The organism is Sphingomonas yabuuchiae, assembly GCF_014199595.1.
GTDB classification, from domain to species: domain Bacteria; phylum Pseudomonadota; class Alphaproteobacteria; order Sphingomonadales; family Sphingomonadaceae; genus Sphingomonas; species Sphingomonas yabuuchiae.
In genome coordinates, this window is the sequence record NZ_JACHNX010000030.1 from 1 (window position 1) to 26,254 (window position 26,254).

The following is a 26,254-nucleotide window of genomic DNA, read 5'->3' on the forward strand; positions in this document are numbered from 1 at the left end:
AGCCGCATCGCCGACCATCCAGCCCGCCAGATCAATGAACTGCTGCCGTGGAACTACCGTCCCGCCTGACGCGACGCCTTCACCGGACGCTTACATGAAAGCGGCGGGAGCATTCTGCCAATTCCATGCACATTAACCAGAGAGCGGTAGGACAGAGGGCCTTCTAACCCAAGGATTATCGCACTCTGGCTCTATGTCCGATTATCGATCTCGACAGCGCCTTCGATGGCTCGTTCGCCGGTATAGCACAGGTCACTTTTTCGCATTTTCCCATGCGAAGATGCGTTCGATAGGAAAGCGGCTTGCTCCGGTTTCCGGCGACTTTGGAACCAGCGTGGGTCGATTGACTTTTGGGCTCAGCAACAACCCGAAAATGATTGACATTCATCCGCTTACGCAAAGCCGTCAAAGGCCTTCGTAATGCGGGGGTCACAGGTTCGAGTCCTGTAAGCGGCACCATCACGACTCCGGAACAAACCTGGAAAATCACAGAAATCTGCGGCAAACTGCCTTTCGGCGGTCCCGTGAAATCTCATTATGTTCCGCCGTGGCCCACTCAAAAGGGGCCACGAACGTTGCAGGAGGCGTGGCCCCATGCTGACGGTTGTGCAGATCCGGGCGCTGAAACCGGCAGCGCGTCCCTACAAGGTGGCCGATACGGACGGCATGTATCTGCTGGTGCAGCCATCCGGCGCCCTGCTTTGGCGCCTTCGCTATCGATGCTGCGGCATCGAGCGCAAATTGTCGCTGGGCGGTTTCCCCGATGTCACTTTGGTCCAGGCGCGCCGGAAGCGCGACGAGGCAAGGCCGAGCTCGATGACGGGATCGATCCCGTCGAGGAAACCCTCCAAGTGCAGACACCGCCCAGGGCCCTTGCCACTTCCTACACCGATGCTGGCGAGGCGCCGCTTCCGTCCAAGGCTGCCCAAATACGGTAAAATTCGATCGCTTATCAGCCTCAGGCAAAGCGAAAGCGCCGCCCCCGCAATGGGAGCGACGCCTTCCTTGGGTACGGGTTTGAGGTCAGAACTTCTGACGAATACCGGCCATGATCGAGACCGACGTGTTCTTCAGCTTATAGTCCATCGTCTGGGGGACCAGATTTTCGTCGATCGCCGTGCCCTTCATCCGCAGGCCGGTGGTCTGCGAGTAGCGGCCAAGCACTTCGATCGCAGTCTGCGGCGTCACATCATAGCTCGCGCCGGCATCGAGGTGCCAACGGAAGCCCCAGTCCTTGCCCATGATCCCAACCATCGGCTTCCGGGTGCCCGGGGTCTTGTCGATCATCAGGCGGCTGATCGAATAGTCGACGCGCGAGGCACCGATGCCGCCGCCGACGAACGGCTTCAACGGACCTTCGCGGACCAGGTCGACATAGGCGGCGACTCCGAGATCGAACGACTTGGTGCGCCCGGCGCCCGAATATGTCTTGGTGCTCAGCGCCTTGGCGTTGACCTTGGCGGTGTCGTAGCCCGCCGTTCCCTCGACACGGAGGCCGCCGAAGTCGTACCCCATGCCGAGTTCGCCGGTGAAGCCGCCATCATGGTCGATGTTCTTGGGCAGGGTCGGCGTCGTCTTGGCGACGGTCTGGCCCTTCGCCAGGACCTGGGTCGGCTTCACGTCGGAATCGATCTGCACGCCGGTGCGGGCGACGGCATAGGCGCCTGGCTCCGCCTTCTGCGCGGCGGCGGGGGATACTGCGACGATCGCTGCGGCAAAGCCTGCGAACAGAGCAGCCGAGTTCCGGCGCGCACCGCGATAGGCGGGCGCGAGCGTGCTAACCAGGGTCATTGGAATTGGTCCTTCGAAATGGAACTTGTGATCGAGTGGGTCGCGCCAGTTCGCGTCCCCCTACATTCACAAGACGTCACCCTTTTCGAATTGCCTTAGGTACAGCTGAAATTTTTTTAGAAAATATATAAGCCGAGATTTTAGCTGACGATTTCAGATGGATAGAATGTACCGCAAATATATGAACCGCGCCCTTTCGGACGCGGCTCATGTCATGGGTGCTTAGCGGGCGCGGCCGGCCGGCTGTTCGCGGAAGAGCTTCCACTCCTCGACCACCCGTCCGTTCGGCAGATGGCAATACCCTGAGTCCTGACGAACTTCGATCGTTCCCTTCTGATCCACGCAATAGGAGGAAGCAGGGTTCGTCATGACTGCGCGGTGATTGCGGGAATTCGTGTCCTTCCCCTTACCATTGGCGCCGCGGAACAAGTCCCAGGCGTCGACCGTCTTGCCGTTCCGCAACCGGCAGAGCCCGACGTCACCGCGTGCGGTCCGGCGGTTCAGGTTGGTCCCGCCGACCTTGGTGCAATGCACCGCGGCGGGATTGCCCAGATGCGCATCGGTGCGGCGCTTGGGCGAAGGCTTCTGGCTGTTCCGGAAGAGGTCCCATTCTTCATGGACCTGGCCATTGGGCAGGCGGCAATAGCCGACATCGCCCGACGGCGTCTTGCGCACGAACGACGTGCCGCCGATCGAGCCGCAATATACCGATGCCGGGTTGGCGATGCCGACCTTGTCCGGGGCCGCCTGCGCCGGAACGGACAACATGGCCGCCGCTGCCGAGACCAGGCCGGTGCTCATCAATACTACAGACTTCATCTCATCGTCCCTACTGGCGAAGCCGGATTGGTCGTCCGGTTCGGTTTGCAAGTTCAGCAGCCGGAGCATTCCTTCATCGGCATTGCCGATGCCTGAACATGTTCGCCGCCTTGCATGACACGGCCACCACGTGGCGGTGCCAGCATGACGATGACGAAGCAGACAGGCCGACACCGTAGGAATTTTTTCAGAAGGCCGTATCCAGTCCGACGCGGAAGGTGCGTGGGCGAATGGGCGTGATCTGCTCCTTGCCGGTCACAAAGGGTGTGCCCATCGCGAAACGGTTGCCCCGCGCGTCGAGGATATTGGACACGCCGACGGTTACGCCGAAGCGGTCGCGGCCTATACGCGCGGTGACGGCACTGTCGGCATAATTGCCCTGCTCATCCCCCAGCACAGGTCCCAGCCCCAGGCGCGACAGCCCGATATAACGAACCCAGCCGTCGACCTTCAGCCGCGACCGGTCGCCCAGCGCGGCCTCATAGCTCACGCCGATCCGTGCCGTGATATCGGCGATATTGGGAATGGGACGCAGGCGCGCCGAGACGCCTCCCTGGTCGCCGGGCGCCCCTTGCAACGGCAGGTCGTTCGGATCGCCCTCATTGACGCTGCTGTCGTTGAGCGAGACGGCCCCCTCCATGCGCCACCCCTTCGCGATGCGGATCGCCCCGGATGCCTCCACGGTCCAGACGTCGCCATTGCCGATATTGGCGGTCGACGGCAGATTTCCGCTATCGAGGAAGTCCGCCTGGATATTTCGCCAATCGGTATGGGCGATGGTGAGTGTCAGGGCGAAGGGGTCTCGCGCCGCACGACCGAAGCGATAGCCCACCTCGATCGTCGAGACCCGGTCGCTGTCGAACTGACGGACATAGTCATCGTCGACCGCCAGACCGCCCGGACGGAACCCCTGTTGATAGCGCAGAAAAGCGGATGCCCCGCCACGCAGGTCGACGAGAAGCGAGGCGGAGGGCAGCACGGACCATTCATGCCGCGTCGCCACGGTAGCGGACACGATCGGCACATCCTGCACCCGGGCATCTTCCGCCGCGCCGGACAACACGGATCGACTGACCCGCGCGCCGCTGGTCAGCAGGATCGCCGGAGTCAGCCGGACGCTGGCCTCGCCATAGGCGGTGAGTTCGTGCAGGTGATTGGACACGCCGGGAAGCGGATAGCGCTGGCCGGGCAAGACGAAGGACCGCAACAACCGGGTGCGGTTCCCGGTATAGCTCAGACCCAGCAACCACCCCGACCCGTTGGCATGCGTGACCCAGGCGCGTGTCTCGTTGGCGATCATGCGGGTGCGGTTGGTCTGGACGAAAAGCGTCGCGGGATCGTTGGGCGTCGTCGCATCATAGCGCTCGGTCAGGTCGAGCGCGGTAAGGCCGGTGGAGGACCGCAATCGGATATCGCCGATTCGTCCGTCCAGCACGAACTGCCCCTGGCCGAAATCATTGCCGAACCCCTCGACCACGCGTGTCCTGCGCGTGAGGAAGGGGCCATCGCGATCCGCATATTGGCTGTCCGCACCCCGGATACGCTGCGCGATGCCGATCAGCTCCGCGCTCCAGCCATCGGCGATGTTGAGATGCAGGGTGCCGCGCCCGCCCGCGATACGGGTCGTATTGACGTTGCGGCGGCCGAGCAGCGGCTTGTCGATATAGCCACCATCCTCGACCGCCGTGGCGACCAGCCGGATTCCCAGTCGATCGGTGACGACCGGGAGATTGAGGACAGCCTGCGTATCGAAGCCGGGCGCGCCATGGGCCGTGGCGGATGCCCCGATCGCCACCGACCCACCGGTCCGGTCCAGCTCGACAGGATTGGGAACCAGGCGGATCAGCCCGCCCATCGATCCCGCCCCGTACAGCGTGCCTTGCGGCCCGGCCAGCACTTCGACCGCCGCCAGATCGGCGAGGCGAAGGTCGGGATCAGGTGCGTTGTAGCCAAGCCGCAGGTCGCCGAAATACTGGCCGACGGTCGCCTGGCTCGGACCCGAAAAGCTAGAATCGGCGATGCCCCGGATGAACAGCTTGTTCCGGCCCGCCCCCAGGCTGGTCGAGGCGATCGTCGTCAGCCGAGACGTGAGCCGTCCGGTTCCACCGGCACCGCCCAGTTCGAGATCCTGCCCCGACACCCGTATGACCTGCCCGGCGGTCTGGCCGAACGGCAGATCGCGCTTGCTGCCGATGACGATGATGTCGGGCGGAGGGGCCTCGGGCGTCTTCGCCGCTTCGGGTTGGGGGTTAGGCCGGGGCGGGGTCGGACGAGGCCTCGGCGTGCGCCTGGGAACGATCCGGTACAACAGGTTGTCGATCGCCTCGACTTCCCCGCCGCAGCGTGCCGCAATCAGGCGAAGGGCGACGACCGCGCTCATCCGTCCGCGCAAACGCGGCACCGGCTTCGACCAGAGGCCAGGGTCCGTCACCACGACGCTGATCCCGCCGAGACGGCCGAGCGTGGTCACCTGATCGCGGACGCTGCCCGCACGCAGATCGATCGACAGGCTCTGCGCCTCCGCCGGAGCCGCCACCGTCATGGCGAGCGTCAATCCTGTCGCGACCGCAGCCGCACCGAACGTCACCGATTGTCGCCCAGCACCCATTCCTTGCCATCGGCCCGGACCGATACCCCCAGCAAGCGACCCAGCCGCGCCGGATCGTCTCGTAGACTGCGGATGTCGATCGTCCCGCTGAACGGTCTGGCGGCCAGTGCGGGATCCACCCGGACGGTGCGGCCGAGTTGGCGGGTGAGATCGCGCGCGACGTCCGACAATGGCGCGTTGTCGAACGTCAACCGCCCCTCACGCCACCCGCCGACATCCGTCGCGACCTGTCGACGCAGTTCCCCGCCGCGTGCCACCACCGCCTGTCCTGGCTCGAGCCGCAGCTTCGCGCTGTCCGGGGCGACCATCACCGCCCCTTCCGCGACGGCGATGCGGGTCCCTCCCGCATCATGCGTTACGTCGAACACCGTGCCGAGGTCGACCATCTGCGTGTCGCCTGCAGTGACCCGGAACGGGTGCGCGGCGTCGTGACGCACCCGGAAAAGCATCTCGCCATGCTCGACGCTCGCCACCCGCGCATCCGCCCGGTCCAATGTCACGCGCGAACCGCCGGCCAGGACGATCTCGCTGCCATCGGCCAGTTGCACCGCGCGCTGTTCGCCCGGGGCGGTTTCGACCGCATAGGGCTGGCTGCGCTCGTTCCAGACGGAGACGCCCACGACCGCGACGAGCATCGCGGCGACGGCGCTGCCGCCCCAGCGCCAAAAGCCGTGCCGCACCGGCCGTTCGTCATTGGCCGCGACCGGTTCAGCCTGGACGGGCATCGCGGCGACACGATCGCGGGCCTCCGCCATGGCGGTCAGCGCATCGTCATACCGGTCGTGATTGCCCGGATCGGCCTCCAGCCATCCGGTCAGGCCGTCCCAGTCTTCAAAGTGAGGATCGGCGGCACGGATCGCCCATTCCAGCGCCTGTTCGTCGACCTGTCTGCCGGTCATTGCAGTTCATCCTTCAATTCGATCAGTGCACGGGTGGCGATCCGCAGATCGGCCTCCACCGTGCTGAGGCTGACGCCCAGTTCCGCGGCGATCTGCCGTTGCGACACGCCATCGATCCGGGCGCGCCGGAAGATGGCTTCCCGGCGTGCTCCCAGCCTTGCCAGGACCGCGGCGACCTTCGCCACTTCCTGTCGTGCGCCGATCACCCGCTCGCCCGCCGGTTCGGGTGAAGCCTCGCCATCCCCGCTAAGCTCGTACCAGTCCTGCTCCCGCTTCTCCCCCTGGCGTTTCGCGCGGTAGCGGTCGATCATCAGCGTATCGGCCGCCCGGAACAGGTAGGACATCGGATTGGCGATCGGACCTGATGACGAAGACGTTGATATCCTTAGCCAAAGATCATTAACCAAGTCTTCGGCTGCATCTCCCGCGCCACGCGCGACAAGAAACCGGACAAGTTTGTCACGATTGGCAAGATAAACCGCTTCAAGCCCGTTTGACGACATCGGCACCGACATTGATGGATTGGACCATGCCGTGGCCCTTACCGGATGAATCGTGAGAAATGAATTTCGACAGGCCATGTTTCGTTTGCCCGGCCGGGGAGAGATCGTCTGTCGTTGTTGAGGGTCGACAGCCACCGTCGCTCTGGCGACGTTCGCGATATCAGCGGCCACGAAAAAATGCCCATTCCTCGACGACGGCACCGTTTGGCAGATGGCAATAGCCCGTCTGGCCACCAGGAGCATTTACGGTTTCGATCCAACCGCCATTGTGTTCGCAATAGGCACTGGCAGGATTGGGCATGACCGCACGCCGGGGCCGACGACGAAACAGCAGTCGCTGGTCGACAAGGCGTCCGTCCCCCAGGCGGCAGTAACTCCCGCCATTGACCACGATGCCCACCCCGCCGGCGCGGACGCAGATACCGGGCGCGGCGTTGCCCTCTGTCATCTGCCCGAACGCCTCGCTGCTGTTCAGGATCAGCGCCGGCACGCCAAGGCACACCACCGATCCCATGGCGGCAAAAACCCAAAGACGCATCGGCATTGTAACTCCCGTTCATCCGGCAAGACCTGGCACACAAGGCTTTCTCGCCGCCCTCACTCATCAGACGAAGCGGAAGGCGAATTGCCTTGGCACGCGTCCATCATCGGCTACCCGGATGGGGATAGGAGGGGATCATTTCCCTGCTGGAGGCGTGCAAGGAAGCCTTTCGACCGGCAGCGGCTACGTACCGAGGGCAATCGAGCCGACATCCTGCGCGGCGCCCTTACTGTTCCCCGGGTCAGGCATCACGCCGCGATCGTCGAGCCCAGGACGGTCGGCAGGCGATCTGCCCGAAGCCGAGATGGCATGGGCATGGAACAGAACGTCACCCGCACGCACACCGACCCGGACCTGAGTCTGTGCGTCGGTTCGATGCTGGGTCGAAGCCGACGCGCGGAAACGGAAGGGCGGCATTTCTGACACCGGTCGTCTCTTGCCTTACATTATGGGGCCCGATTGGGAGCGGGCCTCCCCCGCCGCCTTCATCATCGACAAAGGCTGGTTTGACGATGGTCAAAGGCACGTCGGCTGCATCTGGGCACAGGATGCGCCATGTGGCCCTATCATCCAGACCTGCTCGCCCGGCCCGTGCCGCGCTACACCAGCTATCCCACCGCCGCCGAATTTGGCGACGGGGTGGGTCATGACGACATGGCCGCCGCGCTCGATGCCGTCGATGCGGATGCCGATGTGTCGCTCTATCTGCATATCCCCTATTGCCGGGCGATCTGCTGGTATTGCGGGTGCAACACCGGCGCGGCGAACCGCACCGCGCGTCTGGATGCCTATCTGGCCCGGCTCCATACCGAGATCGACAGGATCGCCGCCCGGCTGGAGGGGCGCGGACGAATCCGGCGGATTGCCTTTGGCGGGGGAAGTCCCAACGCCATTTCGCCGGGCGCCTTTGCGGCACTGGTCGCGCATCTGCGCAGGGCCTTTGCGTGTGAAGACGCCCCCCTATCGCTGGAGATCGATCCGCGCGGCTTCGCGCCGGATTGGGCGAGCGTCATCGCCGCGACCGGCGTCGCGCGCGTCAGCCTGGGCGTGCAAACCTTCGATCCCATGCTCCAGGCGGCGATCGGCCGGGTTCAACCGCGTGAGGATATTATCGGCGCCGTCGCGCTGCTGCGCGGGGCCGGGGTCGGATCGATCAATTTCGACCTGATGTACGGCCTGCCCGGACAGACCGATGCGGCGCTTCAAGCCACGTTGGAAGAAGCGATCGCGCTTGCGCCCGAGCGGCTGGCGGTCTTCGGCTATGCGCATGTCCCCCACCTGATCCCGCGCCAGCGCCGGATCGACGCGACCGCGCTGCCCGGTGCGACGGCGCGCTTCGCGCAGGCGGCATCGGCGCATGAACGACTGACGGCGGCGGGGTACCGGGCCGTCGGGTTCGATCACTTCGCCAAGCCGCATGATCCGCTGGCGCTGGCGGCGGCAAACGACACGCTGAGCCGCAATTTCCAGGGGTTCACCGACGATCCCGCCGAAATCCTGATCGGCCTCGGGGCAAGCGCGATCAGCGAATTCCCCGACCGACTGCTCCAGAACGCCAAGAAGGCGGGCGATTGGCATCAGGCGATCGGCGCCGGTTGCTTCGCGACCGCGCGGGGTATCCGGCGGACGCCGCTCGACCGGCGGCGGGGCGCAGCGATCGCGGGGGTGCTGTGCCAGGGAATCGCCGATACGGAAGGTTTGCCGGAGCGGGATGCCATTCATACCCGGCTTTCCCCCTTCGAGCAGGCCGGACTGCTCCGATGGGAAGGGCAGCGCCTCCGCCTGACCGCCGACGCGCTGCCCTATGCCCGCAGCATCGCCGCCGCCTTCGACGCCTGGCGCAGCGAGGACGACACGCGTTTCAGCCATGCCGTCTGACCGGCCGCCGCGCTTCGTGATATCGGTCGCCGCCGCCGACTGAGCGCCGGACAGGCATCCGGCCGGAACGGCGATCCGGCCAGCCATTGCGCCGATACGATCGCAGCGCCGGACGATGACGACGCTGGGTGCCGATGCTGGCCCGCGCGTAGGCCGAGGCGCGGGTCGCCGCATCGCTGCTCGACATGGCCGCTGTCGCGGGCTGCGATGGCGGAGGCGCTGGGTCTGGCGGTGGAGACGGTCAGCCGTCACATGACCGCGTTCCAGCAGGATGGGCTGATCGCATTCGCAGATCTGCGGGGTGTGCACCTGCTCGACCGGGTCCGCCTGGCCGGGATCGCGCGTTAAGCGGCGGATCGGCGGCTTCCCCATCGGCCGCCCATTGGCGATCGCATAGGGCCGAAAGCACCGGGCGGTGGCTGACCAGGATCATCCCCTGCCCGGTCCGCTCCAACCGTGCGTCCATGCGCCGCGCGACCTGTGCCGCGACCAACGCATCCAGCCCCTCGCCCGGTTCGTCGAGGAGCAGCCAGGGCGCATCCGCCAGATAGGCCCGCGCCAGGGAGAGCCGCCGCCGCTCGCCGCCCGACAGCCGCGCCCCATCCTCGCCTAGCCAGGTATTCAACCCCTGCGGCAAGGCGCGCACCACGTCGTCGAGCGCGGCATCGTGCAACGCTTGCCACATTCGATCCTCGCTCGCCTGGTCGTCGGCCAGCCGCAGATTGTCCCGCACCGTGCCCGCCAGCAATGCCGCGTCCTGCGGAGTCCAGGCAAAGGTCGCACGAAGACTGGCAGGTGCGAGGGAGGCGGCATCGCGTCCGCCGATCATGATCCGGCCGGGTGACAGCGGGCGAAGGCCCAGCAATCCCTCGACCAGGCTCGTCTTGCCGCAACCCGATGGCCCCGTCAGGGCGATCCGGCTGCCCGGCGCGAATGGCATGCGGTCGATCAAGAGGCTCGCGTCCTCCGCCACGTCCGTAACCGGATGCGCTTCCGCCGCCTCGAACAGCGTTTCCAGCCGTGCCTCCGCCTCGCACAGCCGTCCCCGCTCGATCATGGCGCGCAGGATCGGTGCGCTCGCATCGGCCGTCATCGCCGCTGCCAGCGCCGCCAGTGCCGCGATCGGTGCGCCGGCGTCCGCCGACAAGACCAGCGCCGATGCCGCTGCCAGCGCGACGCCGAGCACGTGGAGCGCCTCGAACCGGGCCGCCACGGCCGCCTGCCGCGCCTGCGCCTCGGCCAGCCGGTCGCTCGCCGCCGTGATCCGGGCGGTCGCCCAATCCTCCAGTGCGAAACAGCGGAGTTCCGCCGCCGCGCCGCCGATCGTCGCCACCTCCTCGCGCAAGGCCCCCATCGCCTGCTGCACCGCGCGGCCGGGCTCTTCCAACCGGTGCGCCCAGGCACGGGCCAGACCGAGCGCTCCCCCGACGCAGGCCAGCGTCGCGACCATGGCCAGCCAGCCGCAAAGCAGCGTCAGCGCCGCGCCCGAGGCCAACGCCGCGACGACACCCCAGGGCCCCGACAAACGGACGAAGCGCCATTCCACCGCATCGACATCCCCGATCAGCCGCGCGGTCGCCTCGCCCCGACCGAGCGCCAGCACGACCGAGGGCGGCGCGACGGTGAGCGCGCGGTAGAGCGCGGGCCGCAGCCGGGCGAGCGCGCCAAAGGCCGCGCCATGGCTCGCCAGCCGCTCGCCATAGCGCGCGCCGGTTCGCACGATCGCCAGCAACCGGATCATGGCGGAGGGCAGCATATAGTTGAACGCCTGCGCCGCGACGATCCCCGCTCCCCCCGCCAGCGCGGCGGCGGTCAGGAACCAACCCGACAAGGCGAGCAGCAGCACCGAAGCGATCGCAACCAGTGCGGCACAGAGTCCCGCCTGCTGCAGACGGCGACGTTCCCGCCAGCGTTCGGCGGCAATCAGCCTGTGGAGTGTCATGCGGCATGTCCCAGATGAACGACGCGAGTCGCGATGGCGGCCAGCGCGGGGCTGTGGGTGGCGATCAGCGTCGTGCGCCCTTTCGCGGCCCGCGCGATGGTGGCGATCAGCGCGGCTTCGGCGGCGGCGTCGAGATGCGCGGTCGGCTCGTCGAGCAGCAGGAAGGGCGCGGGGTTGAGCAGCGCGCGGGCGAGCGCGATCCGCCGCCGCTCGCCGCCCGACAGCCCGCTGCCCCGCGCGTCGAGCGTGGCGCCGAGGCCACCCGGCCGGGCCGCGAGCATCGGCCCCAAGCCCGCCGCCGCGACCGCGCGCTGGATCGCCAGTTGATCCGCGCGGGGATGGGCCAGTGTCAGATTGTCGCGGATCGTGCCCGCGATCAGCAGGGGGTGCTGGCCCGCCCAGCTTGCATGTCCCGCCAGCGAGGTGAGTGGGACACCGCCCGCCTCTACCGTTCCCGCCGATAGCGGCGCGAGCCCCAATAGCATATGCAACACGCTGGTCTTGCCGCTGCCCGAGGGGCCGAGCAACGCCACCGTCTCGCCCGCGTCGATCCGCAGCGACAGGTGCGAGACGGCGGGGGCATCGCTGCCCGGATACCGGATGGCGACATCGCGCAGGATCAGCGGAGCCGTGACCCGAACCAAGGGCACAGGCTCCGGCTCGGTCAGGGGCATCAGCGTATCGGCGGCGGTCTCTGCCGCCTGCTTGTCATGATAGGCGGCGGCCAGGCGGCGCATGGGCGCGTAGAATTCGGGCGCAAGGGCCAGCACGAAGAACGCTTGGGCGAGGGTCAGCGTCTCGGGCGCGGCGAAGGGCAGCAGGCCGAGCAACGCAAAACCGCAATAGACCGCGACCAGCGCGACCGACAGCGCCGCGAAGAATTCCAGCGCGGCGGAGGACAGAAAGGCCACCCGCAGGACGCGCATGGTCCGCTCGGCCAGTTCCAGCGCCGCCGCGCCGATCGCCTCGGTCTCGCGTGTCTCGGCGCGGAAGGCCAGCACGACCGGCAAGCTGCGCACCCGGTCGGCAAAGCGCGCCGACAGACGGTGTAGCGCGACGAATTGCCGCCGCGATTCGTCCGCCGCCGCACCGCCCGCCAGGATCATCGCGGCGACAAAGGGCAGCAGCGTGCCTGCGAGAAGGACCGCCGCGACCCAACTGGCACAGGCGGTTGCGACGAGGACCAGCATCGGCGCGATGGCGGCGGCCCGGCGCGCGGGCAGGAAGCGGGCGACATAGCCGTCCAGCGCCTCGACGGCATCGACGGCCTGGCTGGCGAGCAGGCCGCTGTCGATCGGGGCACCGGGCTTGCGACGCAGCGTGGCGGCCACGGCGCGAAGCCGCTGCGCCCGCTTGACCGCGCCCGCCCTCACCGCGCCCCGCCGCAAGGCCAGGGTGGCGAACACCCCGCGCAACGCCCCCATGCCGAGCATTAACACGGCCCAGGGCCACACCGCCCCCTGCCCCATCACTGCCGTCACGCCGCCCGCGACACCCGCCGCAAAGCCGATCGCCGCCAGCGTATCGAGCAGCAACAGGCCCGCCACACCGTCGCGCCGCCCGGCCGCATCGTTCAACCAGCGATTGCGTGCCTTACGCGTCGGGGGAGCATGGGCGATCGTCGTCATGCCGCGACGGTCGCCCCGACCGCCCCCATAGTCTTTGACCGCGGTCAATGTCGGCACGGCGCGCCAAGCCTAGCGAGTCGCTCGGCAAGGGGCCGGGGGGCGGCTCCTCTTATGGAGACATGCTATGGACCCCGGCGTCGTAGACCTGTCGCGACTGCAATTCGCGGCGACCGCGCTGTATCACTTCCTGTTCGTGCCGCTGACGCTCGGCCTGTCGATGATGCTGGTCATCATGGAATCGGTCTATGTCATGACCAACCGCCCGGAATGGCGCGTGACCACGCGCTTCTGGGGCAAGATCTTCGGCATCAACTTCGTACTCGGCGTCGCCACCGGCCTGACCATGGAGTTCCAGTTCGGCACCAACTGGTCCTATTTTTCTCATTATGTCGGCGACATCTTCGGTGCGCCGCTGGCGATCGAGGGGCTGATGGCCTTCTTTCTGGAGGCGACGTTCGTCGGGCTGATGTTCTTCGGCTGGGAACGGTTGTCGAAGCTCGGCCATCTGATCGTCACCTTCATGGTCGCGCTCGGCACCAATTTGTCGGCGCTGTGGATCCTCGTCGCCAATGGCTGGATGCAGAACCCGGTCGGCGCGAGCTTCAATCCCGATACGATGCGCATGGAGGTCGGTGATTTCGGCGCGGTGCTGTTCAATCCGGTCGCCCAGGCCAAGTTCGTCCACACCGTCAGCGCGGGCTATGTCTGCGCCTCGGTCGTGGTGCTGGGCGTGTCGGCCTTCTGGCTGCTGAAGGGCCGCTTCCTGCCCGTTGCGCGCCGGTCGATGACGGTGGCGGCGGCGTTCGGCCTCGCCTCGTCGCTGTCGGTCGTCGTGCTGGGCGACGAGAGCGGCTATGCGCTGACCGACAACCAGAAGATGAAGCTCGCCGCGATCGAGGCGGTCTGGCACACCGAGCCCGGCCCCTCCGGCCTGACCCTGTTCGGCTATCCCGACACGGTGGCCCGCGAGACGCGTTACAAGGTCGAGATCCCCTGGCTGCTCGGCCTGATCGCGACGCGCAGCCTCGACGGCACCGTTACCGGCATGTCCGAACTGGTGCTGAAGGCGCAGGAACGGATCGCCTCGGGCGTGATCGCCTATGACGCGGTCCAGCGACTGAAGGCGAACCCGCAGGACATGGGCCAGCGCGCCCGGTTCGAGGCGCACAAGCGCGACCTGGGCTATGCCCTGCTGCTCAAGCGGCAAATGGCCGATCCGCGCGCCGCGACGCCGCAGCAGATCGAGGCGGCGGCCTGGGACACGGTGCCCGATGTCGGCCTGCTCTTCTGGAGCTTCCGCATCATGGCGGCGATCGGCTTTGCGATGATCGCGCTGTTCGCCACCGCCTTCACCTTATGCTCGCTGCGGATGCATCTCGATGCGCGCTGGTTCCTCCGCCTCGCGGTGGCGGCGATCCCATTACCCTGGATCGCGATCGAACTGGGCTGGGTGGTCGCCGAGCTGGGTCGCCAGCCCTGGGCGATCGAAGGGGTGCTGCCGACCTTCCTGGCGACCAGTTCGCTGTCGCGCGGCGCGCTGTGGACCACGCTGGCGGGCTTTACCGCGCTTTACGGGGTGCTGGCGGTGATCGAGATCCGGCTGATCCTCGCCGCCATCGCGCATGGCCCGGAAGAGCGGAACGACCAGCCCGCCCCCGGCCCCATCCCCGCCGCCATTCCCGTCACCGCCTGAAGGAGGCCAGGACATGTTCGATTATGAGATGTTGCGCCTGATCTGGTGGGCGCTGCTGGGTGTGCTGCTGATCGGCTTCGCGCTGACCGACGGGTTCGACCTGGGCGTCGCCGCGCTGCTGCCCTTCGTCGCGCGCAGCGATGCCGAGCGGCGGATGGTCATCAATTCGATCGGGCCGACCTGGGAGGGAAACCAGGTCTGGTTCATCCTGGGCGGCGGTGCGATCTTCGCGGCCTGGCCGTTCGTCTATGCGGCCAGCTTTTCGGGCTTCTACCTCGCGATGTTTCTCGTGCTGGCCGCGCTGATCCTGCGGCCGGTGGGGTTCAAATATCGCTCGAAGAAGCCCGATTCGGCCTGGCGCAGCCGCTGGGACTGGGCGTTGTTCGTCGGGGGACTGGTACCAGCCCTCGTCTTCGGCGTCGCGGTCGGCAATGTGTTGCTCGGCGCGCCCTTCCGCCTCGATGGCGATCTGCGCGCCTTTTACGACGGCACGCTCCTCGACCTGTTCACGCCCTTCACCCTCGTCTGTGGGCTGTTGTCGGTGGCGATGCTGGTCCTGCACGGCGCGGCATGGCTGTCGATCAAGGTTGAGCATGGTCCCGTCCATGACCGGGCGCGGGCGTTCGGCACGGCGGCGGCCATCGCCTCCATCCTGCTCTTCGCGGTCGGCTTCGCCTTCGTCGCATGGGGCGATATCGGCTACCGGATCGTCGGCACGGTCGATCCGCTCGGCCCGTCCAATCCCTTGCGCATGACGGCGGAGCAGGCGGGCGGCGCATGGCTGGACAATTATGCGGCCTATCCGTGGATGATGGCGCTGCCCGTACTGGGCTTTGCCGGGGCCGCATTGGCCCTGATCGGAATCCGGGCGGGACGCGAGGCGCTGGCCTTTGCGGGGTCGTCGCTCGCCGCGACGGGGATCATCGCGACGGTCGGTTGCGCAATGTTCCCCTTCATCCTGCCGTCCAGCATCGACGCGCATAGCAGCCTGACGGTGTGGAACGCCTCGTCCACGCAGAAGACGCTGGGCATCATGCTGTTCGTCACGCTCGTCTTCCTGCCGATCGTGCTCGCCTACACCGCCTGGGCCTACCGGGTCATGTTCGGCCGCGTGACGGCGGACGCGGTGCGTACCAACCCCGATTTTTACTGAGAAAGGAACGACCCATTTGGTATTTTTCCTGGGTGCTGGGCCTCGGCCTGGCGATCGGCTTCGGCATCCTCAACGGCATCTGGCACGAATTCCATCTGCCGCGGGAGGATGACGTGTCACCGCGACACTGACAGATAGGACAATCCGTCCGACGACAGGGGATCATGGCCGCGCTATAAGGCAAGGCCATGATCCCGAACGACATCTGTGCCGATTGCGCGGTACGCGACCGGGCCCTGTGCGGCAGCCTGGACGACCGGGAGCTGCTCGCCCTGAACGCCATCGGCCAGCGCCGACGGGTCGCGCGGGGCCAGACCATCGCCTGGGCGGGCGACGAGGCGGTGATCTGCGGCAACCTGCTGACGGGCGTGTTGAAACTGGTCGCCGCCACCGCCAATGGCCGCGAGCAGACGGTCGGCCTGCTCTACCCCGCCGACTTTTTCGGACAGCCCTATGCGGGCGATGTCGACTTCACCCTGACCGCGCTGACCGAGGCCGAACTGTGCGTCTTTCCCCGCGCCGCCTTCGAGCGGGTGCTGGAGGATCATCAGCGCATGGAGCGCCTGTTGCTCCAGCGGACCTTCGAATCGCTGAACGAGGCGCGGGGGCGGATGCTGGTGCTGGCGCGCAAATCGGCGGGGGAGAAGCTGGCGGGCTTCCTGCTCGACATGGCGGCGCGCGCCGGGGCCAGCGGATGCCGGGCCAGCCGCGACGGGCCGGTAACGTTCGACCTGCCGCTGACGCGCGGACAGATCGCCGATGTGCTGGGCATGACGATCGAGACGGTCAGCCGCCAGCTGACCCGGATGAAGCAGAGCGGGGTGATCGGCCTGCCAGGCGGCCGCGCCATCACGATCAGCGACCGCGAGGCGCTGGCAGCGCGCGCCGAAGCGGCTTAATCCAGCAGGCTGTCGGCCAGCGCGTCGATCAGCAGCGACCGCGCCTCGGGCGTCAGCCGATGCCCCGCCAGCGCGATGATGGCCAGCTGCTCGAAATCGACCGCGCGACGGCATCCGGTGAAGAAGCTGCGCAGCATATGGCCCAGCGTCTCGGGTGCGGCGAAGGCATCCGACTCGGCAAAGGCCGCGACCAGTTCGCGCGCCGCCGCCGCATCCGCCTCATGCCGGTGGCGGACATGGTCGAGGAGCGTGTCGGTGAGCGGATCGGCCCGCCCGTTGGACAGCATCGCCTTCAGATAGACGCCGTCCGCCTGCTCGCCCCGCGTCACCAGCGCCTCCAGCGCCTGCAGGAACAGCGTCATGGTCGCGGCGTCGGGACGATCGGGCAAGGCATCCGCCATCGCCTCCGCCTGCCCGCATAGCGCCAGCCGACGACGATGCTCCTGAAGCAGGCGGATCAGGTCGATTTCCTGAATCACGTGCCAGCGCCGCGCGAACGGCACGACACTGCCTTGAAGTGGGTTGCGGTCCATCGCGGGTCTTCTCCTTCGCCCCCCTGGTGACGAAGCGACGCGGACCCCGCATTGACGATGGTCAAAGCGCCGTGCCGCAGCCCTCAGCGCTGGCGGGCGAGGTGCCGGTGGATGGTGCTGCGGTGGATGCCCAGTTGCCGCGCCGCCGCCGAGACATTGCCGTCATGCGCCGCCAGTGCCGCGTCGATCGCCTCGGCCCGCTCGTCGGCCAGCGGGCGTGCGACGGACAATTCGATGCCGCCCCCCCGAACATCGGCATCCCAGCCGCCGATCAGGGTCGCGCCGTTGGCCAGGCGCAATCGGCCCCGCGCCGCCTGCCCCTGCATATCGACCAGTTCGCCGAGCGCCGCATCGTCCAGCGCTTCCCAGCTGCGCCCGACCAGCGAAAGCCCGCGCCGGTTGGCGGCGACCAGCCGGTCGTCGCGGAACACCAATATCCCCTCGCGCGCGGTGCCCAGCATCGCGGCATCGTCATGCATCCGCAGCACGCGACAATCGGCAAAGCCGCTGCGGAACAGCCGATGCTCGATCTGGTCGACCGCCAGCCTGATCAGCCCCAGCGCATGGCCATGGCCGCTGGCCGATGGCCCCGAAATGTCGAGCGCCCCGACGATCGCGCCACGTGGGTCGAGGATCGGCGTCGCCGCACAGCTCAACACCGCATGTTCGGCAAAGAAATGCTCGGGGCCATGGACGGCGATCGGGCGACGCTCGGCAATGGCAGTGCCGATCGCGTTGGTACCCGTGCTCGCCTCGGTCCAGGAGACGCCGGGCCTGAGCGCCACCTGCGCCGCGCGGGACAGAAAGCCGGTATCGCCGATCGTGTCGAGGATCATGCCGTCCGCGTCGGCCAGGATCACGACGCTGCCCGTCTCGCGCGCCTCGCCCGCCAGCATCTCGAGTTCGGGGCGACACAGGCGGCGCAGCGACTCGCGACGCTGGCGCAGCGCATGGAGTTCGCTTTCGGCCAGCGGTCCGCCGCCCTGGAGCCGTCCCTGCGCCAGTCCCATGTCGGTGCATCGCAACCAGGATCGCAGGACCGGCTGGCGCACGGTTTCAAGGGGCAATTGCCCCTCGTCGAAATAGGCGCGTCGCCCTTGTTCTATACCGGCGCCGTCCATCGCCGCATCCTTCTCCCATTGTCGCAATTTGCGACACCGGCGTTGTTGTCGCGTCGCGCCGTGCGACACATGCTACGCCTCGGTGGCGGAAAGTCCACCACGTCGCCTACACTTCGTCGCGCATCGTCTTGCCCCTCGAACGCCACGGGCAGAGCCTTGGATCATAACAGACCAAGGAGAGAGCCCGTGACGATTCAGGATGCCATCAAGGCCCGCACCGCGCCGTTCAAACAGCGTTATGCCAATTTCATCGGCGGCCGCTGGGTCGATCCGGTCGAGGGACGCTGGTTCGACAACCGATCCCCCATCGACGGACAGGTGATCTGCCAGGTCGCGCGCAGCCAGGCGGCCGATGTCGAACTCGCGCTGGACGCCGCGCACAAGGCCAAGGACGGCTGGGGCCGCACCAGCGTCGCCGAACGCGCGCTGATCCTGCACCGCATCGCCGACCGGATGGAGGAGAATCTATCCCTGCTCGCCACGGCCGAGACTTGGGACAATGGCAAGCCCATCCGCGAGACGACCGCCGCCGACCTGCCGCTGGCGATCGACCATTTCCGCTATTTCGCCGGGTGCATCCGCGCACAGGAAGGCGGCATCTCCGAGATCGACCACGACACCGTCGCCTATCATTTCCACGAGCCGCTGGGCGTCGTCGGGCAGATCATCCCGTGGAACTTCCCGCTGCTGATGGCCTGTTGGAAGCTGGCCCCCGCGCTGGCGGCGGGCAATTGCGTGGTGCTGAAACCCGCCGAGCAGACCCCCGCCTCGATCATGGTGCTGGCCGAACTGATCGCCGACCTGCTGCCCGAGGGCGTGCTCAACATCGTCAACGGATATGGCCTGGAGGCGGGCAAGCCGCTGGCGCAGAATCCGCGCATCGCCAAGATCGCCTTTACCGGCGAGACGACGACCGGACAGCTCATCATGTCCTATGCGTCCGAGAACCTGATCCCCGTCACGCTGGAGCTGGGCGGCAAGAGCCCGAACATCTTCTTTTCCGATGTGGCGGCCGAGAATGACGATTATCTCGACAAGGCGATCGAGGGCTTCGCCATGTTCGCGCTCAACCAGGGCGAGGTCTGCACCTGCCCCAGCCGCGCACTGGTCCACGAGTCCATCTATGACCGCTTCATGGAAAAGGCGGTCGCGCGGGTCGAGGCGATGATCCAGGGCGATCCGCTCGACCCCGCCACCATGGTCGGCGCGCAAGCCTCGCAGGAGCAGATGGACAAGATCCTCGGCTATCTCGACATCGGTCGCGACGAGGGTGCGAAGGTTCTGACCGGCGGCACCCGCAACCGGCCCGAGGGGCTGGAGGGCTATTATGTCAAGCCGACGGTGCTCAGCGGCCACAACAGGATGCGCGTCTTCCAGGAGGAGATTTTTGGCCCCGTCGTCTCGGTCGCGACCTTCAAGGACGATGAGGAAGCGCTGCGCATCGCCAACGACACGCTCTACGGCCTGGGTGCTGGCGTGTGGACCCGCGACGGCACGCGGGCCTACCGTATGGGCCGTGCGATCCAGGCGGGCCGCGTCTGGACCAACTGCTACCACGCCTATCCCGCGCACGCGGCGTTCGGCGGCTATAAACGCTCGGGCATCGGGCGCGAGACGCACCGGATGATGCTCGACCATTATCAGCAGACCAAGAATCTGCTGGTCAGCTACTCGGCCAAGAAGCTCGGCTTCTTTTGACCCCAGGCTTCTTTTGACCGTGATCAAGGCGGGGATCGGCGGCCGCGCCCATCCCCGTTGCATCCTCATCCTACAGGAGAAACACCATGGCGAAGACGATGAAAGCCGCCGTCGTGCGGGCATTCGGCCAACCCCTGACCATCGATGAAGTCCCGGTGCCGGAGGTCGGCGACGGCCTGATCCAGGTCGCGATCCAGGCATCCGGCGTCTGTCACACCGACCTGCACGCCGCCGAAGGCGACTGGCCGGTCAAACCCAACCCGCCCTTCATTCCGGGGCATGAGGGTGTCGGCTATGTCTCGGCGGTCGGCAAGGGCGTGAAGCACATCAAGGAGGGCGACCGCGTCGGCGTGCCCTGGCTCTACACCGCCTGCGGCCATTGCGTGCATTGCCTGGGCGGGTGGGAGACCTTGTGCGAGAGCCAGCTCAACACCGGCTATTCGGTCAATGGCGGCTTTGCCGATTATGTCATCGCCGACCCCAATTTCGTCGGCCATCTGCCCGGCAATATCGGCTTCACCGAGATCGCGCCGGTGCTCTGCGCCGGGGTGACGGTCTATAAGGGGCTGAAGATGACCGATACCAAGCCGGGCGATACCGTCGTCATCTCCGGCATTGGCGGGCTTGGCCATATGGCGGTGCAATATGCGGTCGCCATGGGGCTGAACGTCGCGGCGGTCGATGTCGACGACGCCAAGCTGGACCTCGCCCGGCGGCTGGGCGCGAAGGTCACCGTCAATGCGCGGACCGAGGCGGACCCGGCGGCGGCGATCAAGCGCGAGACCGGCGGCGGGGCGCAGGGTGCATTGGTGACAGCGGTCAGCGAAAAGGCGTTCGCCCAGGCCGTGGGCATGATGGCGCGGGGCGGCACGGTCGCGCTCAACGGCCTGCCGCCGGGCGACTTTCCGCTCAACATCTTCGGACTGGTGCTGAACGGCATCACCGTGCGCGGCTCGATCGTCGGCACCCGGCTCGACCTTCAGGAGTCGCTCGACTTCGCCGCCGACGGCAAGGTGAAGGCCACGGTCGCCACCGCGCCGCTCGCCGAGGTCAACCAGGTGTTCGACCGAATGCGTCGTGGCCAGATCGAGGGTCGCATCGTCCTCGACCTGGCGGCCTGAAATCGCGGCGGGCGGTGGCTCCGGCCCCGCCCGCCAGCGTTGGAGAAACAATGACCGACCGTATCGCCTGTGCCGCCCTTCGTTCGCGTATCACCGATGCCGACACCGCCGCCGCCCTGATCCGCCCCGGCGAAACGGTGGCGACCAGCGGCTTCACCGGCTCCGGCTATCCCAAGATGGTGCCCCAGGCGCTGGCCAGGCACATCGCCGAGTCCCACGGCGCGGGGCATCCGTTCCGCGTCAATTTGTGGACCGGCGCCTCGACCGGCCCCGAACTGGACGGCGCGCTGGCGGCGGTCGACGGCATCGCCCAGCGCCTGCCCTATAGCGGCGATCCGGTCGCGCGCGAGAAGATCAACCGTGGCGAGATCGACTATCTCGACATGCATCTCAGCCAGGTCGCGCCGATGGCCTGGGAAGGCGTGCTAGGCCCCCTCGACACCGCGATCATCGAGATATCGGGCATCCGCGCCGACGGATCGCTCATCCCCTCGTCGTCGGTCGGCAACAACAAGACCTGGGCAGACCGGGCGAAGCGCGTCATCCTGGAGGTCAATCGCTGGCAGGACGCAGCGCTGGAGGGGATGCACGACATCTATTACGGCACCCGCCTGCCGCCCGAACGCGTGCCGATCCCGCTGGTGCGGCCGGACGACCGGATCGGCACGCCCTATCTGGCCTGCGATCCCGACAAGATCGTCGCCATCGTCGAAACCGAGGTCCCCGACCGCAACCTGCCCTTCGCCGCGCCCGACGACACCGCGCGCGCCATTGCCGGGCACGTCATCGAATTCCTGGCCCATGAGGTCTCGCGCGGACGCTTGCCCCCCGCCCTGCTGCCGATCCAGTCGGGGGTCGGCAATATCGCCAATGCGGTGCTGTCCGGCCTGGTCGACGCGCCGTTCGACCCGATGACCGCCTATACCGAGGTGATCCAGGACGGGATGCTCGACCTTCTCGATGCCGGTCGCCTGCGCATGGCGTCGGCCACTGCCTTTTCGCTCAGCCCGCAGGCCGCGGCACGGCTCAATGCCAACATGGCCGCGTACCGGGACCGCATGATCCTGCGCCCGCAGGAGATCAGCAATCATCCCGAACTCGTCCGCCGCCTGGGGTGCATCGCGATGAACGGCCTGATCGAGGCGGATATCTATGGCAACGTCAATTCGACGCTGGTGATGGGATCACGCATCCAGAACGGCATCGGCGGATCGGGCGATTTCGCGCGCAACGCCTATGTCTCGATCTTCATGACCCCCTCGACTGCAAAAAGTGGCAAGATTTCCGCCATCGTGCCGCAGGCCTCGCATGTCGACCACATCATGCAGGACGTGCAGGTGATCGTCACCGAACAGGGGCTGGCCGACCTGCGCGGCCTGTCGCCGCGCCAGCGTGCCAAGGCCGTGATCGAACGCTGCGCGCATCCCGATTACCGACCGATGCTCGCCGACTATGCGATGCGCGCCGAGGGCGGGTCCTATGGCCTTCATGCCCCCTCGCTCCCCGCCGAAGCGCTGTCCTGGCATCGTCGTTACATGGAAACGGGAACGATGTTGCCGTCTTGACGATAGTCAATGTCACGAGCGGGCAAACGCACCATGGTCGCAGCCATCGAGGAGAATATCATGACGATCGCCGACACCGAGTTGCTTGTCACCCGCCAAGGCGTGCGGCTGCACGTTCGCCGCGCGCGCGGCGAGGACGAAACGGCACTGGCCGCCTTCTTCGCCCATGTCTCGCCCGAGGACCTGCGTTTCCGCTTCCTGACCGGCGTGCGCGAGGTCAGCCATGAGCGGCTCAGGAGCATGATCGATACGAATGATAGGCACACCGAAAGCCTGATCGCCTTTGCCGACGACGGATCGATCCTGGCGGCGGCGATGCTGGCGGGCGACGACCACTCGACCACCGCCGAAGCCGCCATCGCCATCCGACACGATATGAAACGGCAGGGTATTGGTTGGACGCTGCTCGACCATCTGGTCGAACATGCGCGGCGCAAGGGATATCGCACGATCGAGGCGATCGAGGACCGCGAAAACCGCTCCGCCATCATGATCGAAAAAGAGATGGGCTTCGAACCTCATGCGGTCGAGGGCGACCCCATGCTGGTGCTGCTGAAGCGAAACATCGCCTGACGCGGGCGCCGGGCTGCGCCAGAGGCACGGCGCATCGTCGACGGAACCAGGGCCTTGTCGGTCGGCGTTCCGGACAGAAACTCACGCTCCAGCCCGGAACCAGCCCCCTTCAGTCGCGCAGCCAATCCGCCGCGATCTCGCCGCTATGCCCTTCGGGGGCCAGTGCGGCACGAAGGGATTCCAGCAGCGGCGGCAGCGCCTGTGTGAAGGCATAGGGCGGATTGACGATGAAAAGGCCCGCACCGTTATAGATGCCCGGCTGATCGGCATCATATAGCCAATGCTCGATCGACAGGAATTTCGGAATGCCGAGCTTGTGCAGGTCGTACTTCCACCGCCCGTGCGTCGCCCGGTCCTTCAGCGGATACCAGATGACCGTCACGCCATGCGCCCATTTGCGATGTGCCGCCGCGAGCGTGGCGGTGATGCGGGCGCGTTCGTCTGTCTGTTCGTACGGTGGATCGACCACCACCACGCCGCGCGGGGTGCGGGTGGGAAGCATCGCCAGCCAGAGCTCATAGGCATCGCGCTCATGCACGGCCGCAGGCGTGCCGCGCATCGTGCCGCGTAAGGTACGGGCGTCCTCGGGGTGCTTTTCGTTGAGGATCAGCACGTCCTGCGGGCGCAGGAGTTGCGCCAGGAACCGTGGCGAGCCGGGATAGAGGCGCGGCTCCACTCCGTCATTCACCGCCTGCACGGCGGCGCGATAATCGTCCAGCAGCGGGTCGGTGTCGGCAAAGGCCCGCACCACGCCCTGGGCGGCTTCGCCGGTCCGTTGGGCCTGCTCGCCGCCAAGGTCGTAGAGTCCGCAACCGGCATGGGTGTCGATCAGGGTCAACGCGCCCGGTTTCTGCTGCAAGGCCCGGACCAGCGCGATCAGCAGGCTGTGCTTCACGACATCGGCGCTGTTGCCCGCATGGAAGGAGTGGCGATAATTCATGGAATCCAAAACCTGCCAGGCGCTTGGGGAAGCGGAAGGCGTCAAAGCCTCAAATCAGTTTTCGCGGTCGATCGCAACAGGCGGCAGGGACCAGCGTGGCCCGCATAGCGGCCTATGCCGCTCTTACCGGTCCTGCGCGCCGCCGCCCGTCCGGCCCAGAGCAGGAGCCTCCACGAACTGGCCCGGCGCGATCCCGGCGACGGACCAGTCGCCGATCGACCAGCGAACCAGCCTGAGGGTAGGCAGACCGACCGCCGCCGTCATGCGGCGCACCTGCCGGTTGCGCCCTTCGCGGATCGTGATCTTCAGCCAGTTGTCGGGGATCAGCTTGCGCTGGCGGATCGGCGGATCGCGCAGCCACAGGTCCGGCGCGTCGATACGCACCACATCGGCGGGCAGGGTCATGCCGTCCTTGAGGCGGACGCCCTGCCGCAAGCCCGCCAGGTCAGATTCCTGCGGATCGCCTTCGACCTGGACGAGATAGGTTTTGGGCATCTTGAAGCGCGGATCGGCGATGCGCGCCTGCAACCGCCCGTCATCGCACAACAGCAACAGGCCCTCGCTATCCCGATCGAGCCTCCCGGCGGGATAGACGCCCTTCACCGCGATGAAGTCCGACAAGGTCGACCGAACCGTGGGCGATCCCTTGTCGGTGAATTGCGATAGGACCCCATAGGGTTTGTTGAACAGGAGCAGCCGGGGCATGCTGCGCTCATAGCGCTCGGCTACGGTCCTGTCTTGCGCCGCATTCCGTCAACAGTGCCGGGCTTCGAGCTGGACCTCAGCGCGAAGGGCGCGCCTTCACCAGGGCAAGGACCGACAGCGAACAGACGGCGAAGGCCACCGCAAAGCCACCCAGTGCCGTCCACAGGCCGACCGCAAGCCCACCCAGATAACCGCCGATCATCAGACCGATGAGCGGCAGGATGACGAGCAGCAGGCGTCCGATCACGACCATGACGATGGTGTCCTGCGCCAATAAGGTTTGGCCAAGCGCCTACCTATGACAACCGATCTGGCTTGTGTTGAGTGACAATCGCTATGTCCGCGATTGCGGGTTTCGGACAACCTTCATGGCCGCTTCTGCTAAGTGGTTGATCCGGTACAGGGTCGCCACCCCATTCCGAAGTCTGTAGATCCCGACGTTGATGCGAAGGTCGCCTTGCCACGCGCCACGGCGCAGACCGGGGCAGGAGCCTGAACGATCTTCTCACAGGTTTGGCAGCTGTATTTGGGGCAAACGTTGCGCACGACGCGCCAGCGCACCGGCACGATGTCGAGCATCTCGTGCGCATCGGACACAAGCGGACGCAGAGCTCCACCGCAGTCCGGGCAGGTGCAGGCACCCGATGCCGGCTCGTGAACGACCTCCTCGCGCGGCAGATGTCCGGGCAGGCTGCGGACGGATGCCGGTCGCGCCGCTATACCGGGGTCGGCCGCCTCAGGCTCAGGCGCGTCGCGCTCCGTCTCCAGTTCCTCCGGCGCCAGTTCGAGCTGCTCGATTTCGCGTCCCAGCTTCTCGGACGAGGCGCCGAACTGCATCCGCCGCAGCCGGGCGATCTGCCCGCGCAGCGTATCGATGAGCAGGTCGCGGGCGGCGAGCGAGGCCTCCAGCACGGCGATCCGCGCGGTGGCATCAGCAGGGGGAACAGGCGCTTCCGACACGCTGTTTCCATAGCAGATTGCAGGTCGGCCAGCGAGGAAAAGTGGCGCAAAACCGCCGTTCCTACACCCCGCCAGCGTCGGCGTAAACGTCCGCTCGGGCCGACGCCAGTCAATCCTTTCCAGCAGCATCGGCAATTGCGCCGGCGTCAGCACCACCGTGCCGGTCGCCGTCACCGGCCAGACGAAGCGGCCACGGTCGAGCCGCTTGGGAAACAGGTAAAGTTCCTGGCCGTCGAACCACAGCAGCTTGACCAGATGCCCCCGCTTGCCGCAGAACGCGAACAGCGCACCCGAATGCGGGTTATGCGCCAGCACCTGCTGCACCAGCACCGCTAGGCCATCGAACCCCTTGCGCATGTCGGTCACCCCGCACGCTAGGAACACCCGCGTCGGCAGCGGCACCGGGCTCACCGCAGCACCGACAGCACCCGTGTCAGCGCCCCTGCATCCACTGCGGCATCCACGCTCACCCGCACGCCGCTTGGCAACACGATCTGGATGAGCCCCGGTGGACAAGGCGCCAGCTGCGGTGTCCGCACGACCGGTTCCGCCACCTGCACCTCAGCAAACACCGGCAACGAAGGCACGACGTAAGCGTCCGGTGTTCCCCGCCTTGCTGACGAGGTGATGCGCAAGCCACAGGTGCGGCACTGTGGCAGGCACCGGTGCGGCATTATGGCGACG

General features: G+C 66.8%; 23 protein-coding genes and 5 pseudogenes. 11 read left to right on the forward strand and 17 right to left on the reverse strand.

Translation table 11 applies throughout. The features are described 5' to 3' along the window. Positions 1–594 precede the first annotated feature (594 nt). Positions 595–750, forward strand: a pseudogene (locus GGQ89_RS20140) (Arm DNA-binding domain-containing protein); the annotation flags it as partial. A gap of 273 nt (positions 751–1,023) precedes the next feature. Here the strand turns inward: GGQ89_RS20140 and GGQ89_RS18310 are convergent. From GGQ89_RS18310 to GGQ89_RS19890, 6 genes are all read right to left on the reverse strand, one after another. After that, a complete protein-coding gene (locus GGQ89_RS18310) occupies positions 1,024–1,791 on the reverse strand; it encodes an outer membrane protein (protein ID WP_184106761.1) in 768 nt (255 codons plus the stop codon). Positions 1,792–2,013: 222 nt separating this feature from the next. Continuing rightward, the gene (locus GGQ89_RS18315) at positions 2,014–2,679 is read right to left on the reverse strand and encodes a putative hemolysin (protein WP_184106763.1); all 666 of its coding nucleotides are present in this window, start codon (positions 2,677–2,679) and stop codon (positions 2,014–2,016) included. 118 nt (positions 2,680–2,797) lie between these two features. Then, positions 2,798–5,197, reverse strand: a complete 2,400-nt coding sequence (locus GGQ89_RS18320; protein WP_338112260.1) for a TonB-dependent receptor — start codon at positions 5,195–5,197, stop codon at positions 2,798–2,800. After that, complete coding sequence (locus tag GGQ89_RS18325) at positions 5,194–6,117, reverse strand: FecR family protein (protein ID WP_056436083.1); 924 nt, start codon at positions 6,115–6,117, stop codon at positions 5,194–5,196. Before GGQ89_RS18325 ends, GGQ89_RS18320 begins: the two co-directional genes overlap by 4 nt. Next, positions 6,114–6,791 (reverse strand): RNA polymerase sigma factor, encoded by a 678-nt coding sequence (locus GGQ89_RS18330; protein ID WP_330218793.1) that lies wholly within the window; start codon positions 6,789–6,791, stop codon positions 6,114–6,116. The genes GGQ89_RS18325 and GGQ89_RS18330 overlap by 4 nt, the downstream gene beginning before the upstream one ends. Continuing rightward, positions 6,781–7,164, reverse strand: coding sequence for a DUF333 domain-containing protein (locus GGQ89_RS19890; RefSeq protein WP_201780597.1), 384 nt, complete (start codon positions 7,162–7,164; stop codon positions 6,781–6,783). The genes GGQ89_RS18330 and GGQ89_RS19890 overlap by 11 nt, the downstream gene beginning before the upstream one ends. 552 nt (positions 7,165–7,716) lie before the next feature. Here GGQ89_RS19890 and hemN point away from each other — a divergent pair. Further along, complete coding sequence (hemN, locus tag GGQ89_RS18340; RefSeq protein ID WP_184106768.1) at positions 7,717–9,039, forward strand: oxygen-independent coproporphyrinogen III oxidase; 1,323 nt, start codon at positions 7,717–7,719, stop codon at positions 9,037–9,039. Here hemN and GGQ89_RS20145 read toward each other — a convergent pair. Next, positions 9,023–9,226, reverse strand: a complete 204-nt coding sequence (locus GGQ89_RS20145; RefSeq protein WP_240456275.1) for a hypothetical protein — start codon at positions 9,224–9,226, stop codon at positions 9,023–9,025. The genes hemN and GGQ89_RS20145 overlap by 17 nt on opposite strands. A 20-nt stretch (positions 9,227–9,246) precedes the next feature. Between GGQ89_RS20145 and GGQ89_RS20150 the strand changes: the two are divergent. Further along, positions 9,247–9,312 (forward strand): annotated as a pseudogene (locus GGQ89_RS20150) (Crp/Fnr family transcriptional regulator); the annotation flags it as partial. Here the strand turns inward: GGQ89_RS20150 and GGQ89_RS18350 are convergent. Both GGQ89_RS18350 and cydD read right to left on the reverse strand, forming a co-directional pair. Continuing rightward, the gene (locus GGQ89_RS18350) at positions 9,281–10,981 is read right to left on the reverse strand and encodes an amino acid ABC transporter ATP-binding/permease protein (protein ID WP_240456276.1); all 1,701 of its coding nucleotides are present in this window, start codon (positions 10,979–10,981) and stop codon (positions 9,281–9,283) included. The pseudogene GGQ89_RS20150 and the gene GGQ89_RS18350 sit on opposite strands and share 32 nt — an antisense overlap. After that, positions 10,978–12,609, reverse strand: a complete 1,632-nt coding sequence (gene cydD, locus GGQ89_RS18355; protein WP_184106770.1) for a thiol reductant ABC exporter subunit CydD — start codon at positions 12,607–12,609, stop codon at positions 10,978–10,980. The genes GGQ89_RS18350 and cydD overlap by 4 nt, the downstream gene beginning before the upstream one ends. Before the next feature lie 124 nt (positions 12,610–12,733). On the opposite strand from cydD, the gene GGQ89_RS18360 reads away from it, so the two are divergent. Genes GGQ89_RS18360 through GGQ89_RS18375 form a run of 4 tightly spaced genes read left to right on the forward strand, consistent with a single transcriptional unit; the run spans position 12,734 to position 16,354 of the window. Continuing rightward, positions 12,734–14,302: a cytochrome ubiquinol oxidase subunit I gene (locus tag GGQ89_RS18360; RefSeq protein ID WP_184106772.1), complete on the forward strand. Its 1,569-nt coding sequence runs from the start codon at positions 12,734–12,736 to the stop codon at positions 14,300–14,302. 13 nt (positions 14,303–14,315) lie between these two features. After that, positions 14,316–15,455, forward strand: coding sequence for a cytochrome d ubiquinol oxidase subunit II (cydB, locus tag GGQ89_RS18365; protein WP_184106774.1), 1,140 nt, complete (start codon positions 14,316–14,318; stop codon positions 15,453–15,455). A 14-nt stretch (positions 15,456–15,469) separates the two neighbouring features. Next, a complete protein-coding gene (cydX, locus tag GGQ89_RS18370; protein ID WP_076717739.1) occupies positions 15,470–15,586 on the forward strand; it encodes a cytochrome bd-I oxidase subunit CydX in 117 nt (38 codons plus the stop codon). Positions 15,587–15,643: 57 nt separating this feature from the next. After that, a complete protein-coding gene (locus GGQ89_RS18375; protein ID WP_076714143.1) occupies positions 15,644–16,354 on the forward strand; it encodes a Crp/Fnr family transcriptional regulator in 711 nt (236 codons plus the stop codon). On the opposite strand, the gene GGQ89_RS18380 is transcribed toward GGQ89_RS18375, so the two are convergent. Further along, on the reverse strand, positions 16,351–16,887 hold the full coding sequence (locus GGQ89_RS18380; RefSeq protein WP_184106776.1) for a hypothetical protein: 537 nt from the start codon (positions 16,885–16,887) through the stop codon (positions 16,351–16,353). The two genes, GGQ89_RS18375 and GGQ89_RS18380, sit on opposite strands and share 4 nt — an antisense overlap. A gap of 83 nt (positions 16,888–16,970) precedes the next feature. Next, positions 16,971–18,008 (reverse strand): sigma-54-dependent Fis family transcriptional regulator, encoded by a 1,038-nt coding sequence (locus GGQ89_RS18385; RefSeq protein WP_056436435.1) that lies wholly within the window; start codon positions 18,006–18,008, stop codon positions 16,971–16,973. Positions 18,009–18,194: 186 nt separating this feature from the next. Between GGQ89_RS18385 and adh the strand changes: the two genes are divergently transcribed. The 4 genes from adh to GGQ89_RS18405 all read left to right on the forward strand — a co-directional run bounded on the left by adh (position 18,195) and on the right by GGQ89_RS18405 (position 22,965). Continuing rightward, positions 18,195–19,706, forward strand: a complete 1,512-nt coding sequence (gene adh, locus GGQ89_RS18390; protein ID WP_184106778.1) for an aldehyde dehydrogenase — start codon at positions 18,195–18,197, stop codon at positions 19,704–19,706. Between the two features lie 86 nt (positions 19,707–19,792). Next, on the forward strand, positions 19,793–20,827 hold the full coding sequence (gene adhP / locus GGQ89_RS18395; RefSeq protein ID WP_056436114.1) for an alcohol dehydrogenase AdhP: 1,035 nt from the start codon (positions 19,793–19,795) through the stop codon (positions 20,825–20,827). A 50-nt stretch (positions 20,828–20,877) separates the two neighbouring features. Continuing rightward, positions 20,878–22,392 carry a succinyl-CoA:acetate CoA-transferase ScpC gene (locus GGQ89_RS18400; protein WP_184106780.1) on the forward strand — a complete coding sequence of 505 codons (1,515 nt, stop codon included), beginning with the start codon at positions 20,878–20,880 and terminating at the stop codon, positions 22,390–22,392. Between the two features lie 33 nt (positions 22,393–22,425). Then, positions 22,426–22,965: a GNAT family N-acetyltransferase gene (locus GGQ89_RS18405; RefSeq protein WP_244955815.1), complete on the forward strand. Its 540-nt coding sequence runs from the start codon at positions 22,426–22,428 to the stop codon at positions 22,963–22,965. Between the two features lie 109 nt (positions 22,966–23,074). Here GGQ89_RS18405 and GGQ89_RS18410 read toward each other — a convergent pair whose 3' ends face one another. The 6 genes and pseudogenes from GGQ89_RS18410 to GGQ89_RS18435 form a co-directional block, all read right to left on the reverse strand. Then, positions 23,075–23,905 (reverse strand): 23S rRNA (adenine(2030)-N(6))-methyltransferase RlmJ, encoded by an 831-nt coding sequence (locus GGQ89_RS18410; protein ID WP_184106782.1) that lies wholly within the window; start codon positions 23,903–23,905, stop codon positions 23,075–23,077. A 123-nt stretch (positions 23,906–24,028) separates the two neighbouring features. Next, positions 24,029–24,610 carry a pseudouridine synthase gene (locus tag GGQ89_RS18415; RefSeq protein WP_184106784.1) on the reverse strand — a complete coding sequence of 194 codons (582 nt, stop codon included), beginning with the start codon at positions 24,608–24,610 and terminating at the stop codon, positions 24,029–24,031. Positions 24,611–24,686: 76 nt separating this feature from the next. Continuing rightward, on the reverse strand, positions 24,687–24,884 hold the full coding sequence (locus GGQ89_RS18420) for a hypothetical protein (protein WP_184106785.1): 198 nt from the start codon (positions 24,882–24,884) through the stop codon (positions 24,687–24,689). 167 nt (positions 24,885–25,051) lie between these two features. Next, a pseudogene (locus GGQ89_RS18425) lies at positions 25,052–25,570 on the reverse strand (transposase domain-containing protein); the annotation flags it as partial. A gap of 66 nt (positions 25,571–25,636) precedes the next feature. Then, a pseudogene (gene tnpB / locus GGQ89_RS18430) lies at positions 25,637–25,981 on the reverse strand (IS66 family insertion sequence element accessory protein TnpB); the annotation flags it as partial. Next, positions 25,978–26,254, reverse strand: a pseudogene (locus GGQ89_RS18435) (hypothetical protein); the annotation flags it as partial. The pseudogenes tnpB and GGQ89_RS18435, both read right to left, overlap by 4 nt.

Bases quoted from the DNA above. Each gene is read 5' to 3' on its own strand.
- GGQ89_RS18310 (WP_184106761.1), bottom strand. From the start codon at position 1,791: ATGACCCTGGTTAGCACGCTCGCGCCCGCCTATCGCGGTGCGCGCCGG.
- GGQ89_RS18315 (WP_184106763.1), bottom strand. From the start codon at position 2,679: ATGCTCCGGCTGCTGAACTTGCAAACCGAACCGGACGACCAATCCGGC.
- GGQ89_RS18325 (WP_056436083.1), bottom strand. From the start codon at position 6,117: ATGACCGGCAGACAGGTCGACGAACAGGCGCTGGAATGGGCGATCCGT.
- GGQ89_RS19890 (WP_201780597.1), bottom strand. From the start codon at position 7,164: ATGCCGATGCGTCTTTGGGTTTTTGCCGCCATGGGATCGGTGGTGTGC.
- hemN (WP_184106768.1), top strand. From the start codon at position 7,717: ATGTGGCCCTATCATCCAGACCTGCTCGCCCGGCCCGTGCCGCGCTAC.
- GGQ89_RS20145 (WP_240456275.1), bottom strand. From the start codon at position 9,226: ATGTCGAGCAGCGATGCGGCGACCCGCGCCTCGGCCTACGCGCGGGCC.
- GGQ89_RS18350 (WP_240456276.1), bottom strand. From the start codon at position 10,981: ATGACACTCCACAGGCTGATTGCCGCCGAACGCTGGCGGGAACGTCGC.
- cydD (WP_184106770.1), bottom strand. From the start codon at position 12,609: ATGACGACGATCGCCCATGCTCCCCCGACGCGTAAGGCACGCAATCGC.
- GGQ89_RS18360 (WP_184106772.1), top strand. From the start codon at position 12,734: ATGGACCCCGGCGTCGTAGACCTGTCGCGACTGCAATTCGCGGCGACC.
- cydB (WP_184106774.1), top strand. From the start codon at position 14,316: ATGTTCGATTATGAGATGTTGCGCCTGATCTGGTGGGCGCTGCTGGGT.
- GGQ89_RS18375 (WP_076714143.1), top strand. From the start codon at position 15,644: ATGATCCCGAACGACATCTGTGCCGATTGCGCGGTACGCGACCGGGCC.
- GGQ89_RS18380 (WP_184106776.1), bottom strand. From the start codon at position 16,887: ATGGACCGCAACCCACTTCAAGGCAGTGTCGTGCCGTTCGCGCGGCGC.
- GGQ89_RS18385 (WP_056436435.1), bottom strand. From the start codon at position 18,008: ATGGACGGCGCCGGTATAGAACAAGGGCGACGCGCCTATTTCGACGAG.
- adhP (WP_056436114.1), top strand. From the start codon at position 19,793: ATGGCGAAGACGATGAAAGCCGCCGTCGTGCGGGCATTCGGCCAACCC.
- GGQ89_RS18400 (WP_184106780.1), top strand. From the start codon at position 20,878: ATGACCGACCGTATCGCCTGTGCCGCCCTTCGTTCGCGTATCACCGAT.
- GGQ89_RS18405 (WP_244955815.1), top strand. From the start codon at position 22,426: ATGGTCGCAGCCATCGAGGAGAATATCATGACGATCGCCGACACCGAG.
- GGQ89_RS18410 (WP_184106782.1), bottom strand. From the start codon at position 23,905: ATGAATTATCGCCACTCCTTCCATGCGGGCAACAGCGCCGATGTCGTG.
- GGQ89_RS18415 (WP_184106784.1), bottom strand. From the start codon at position 24,610: ATGCCCCGGCTGCTCCTGTTCAACAAACCCTATGGGGTCCTATCGCAA.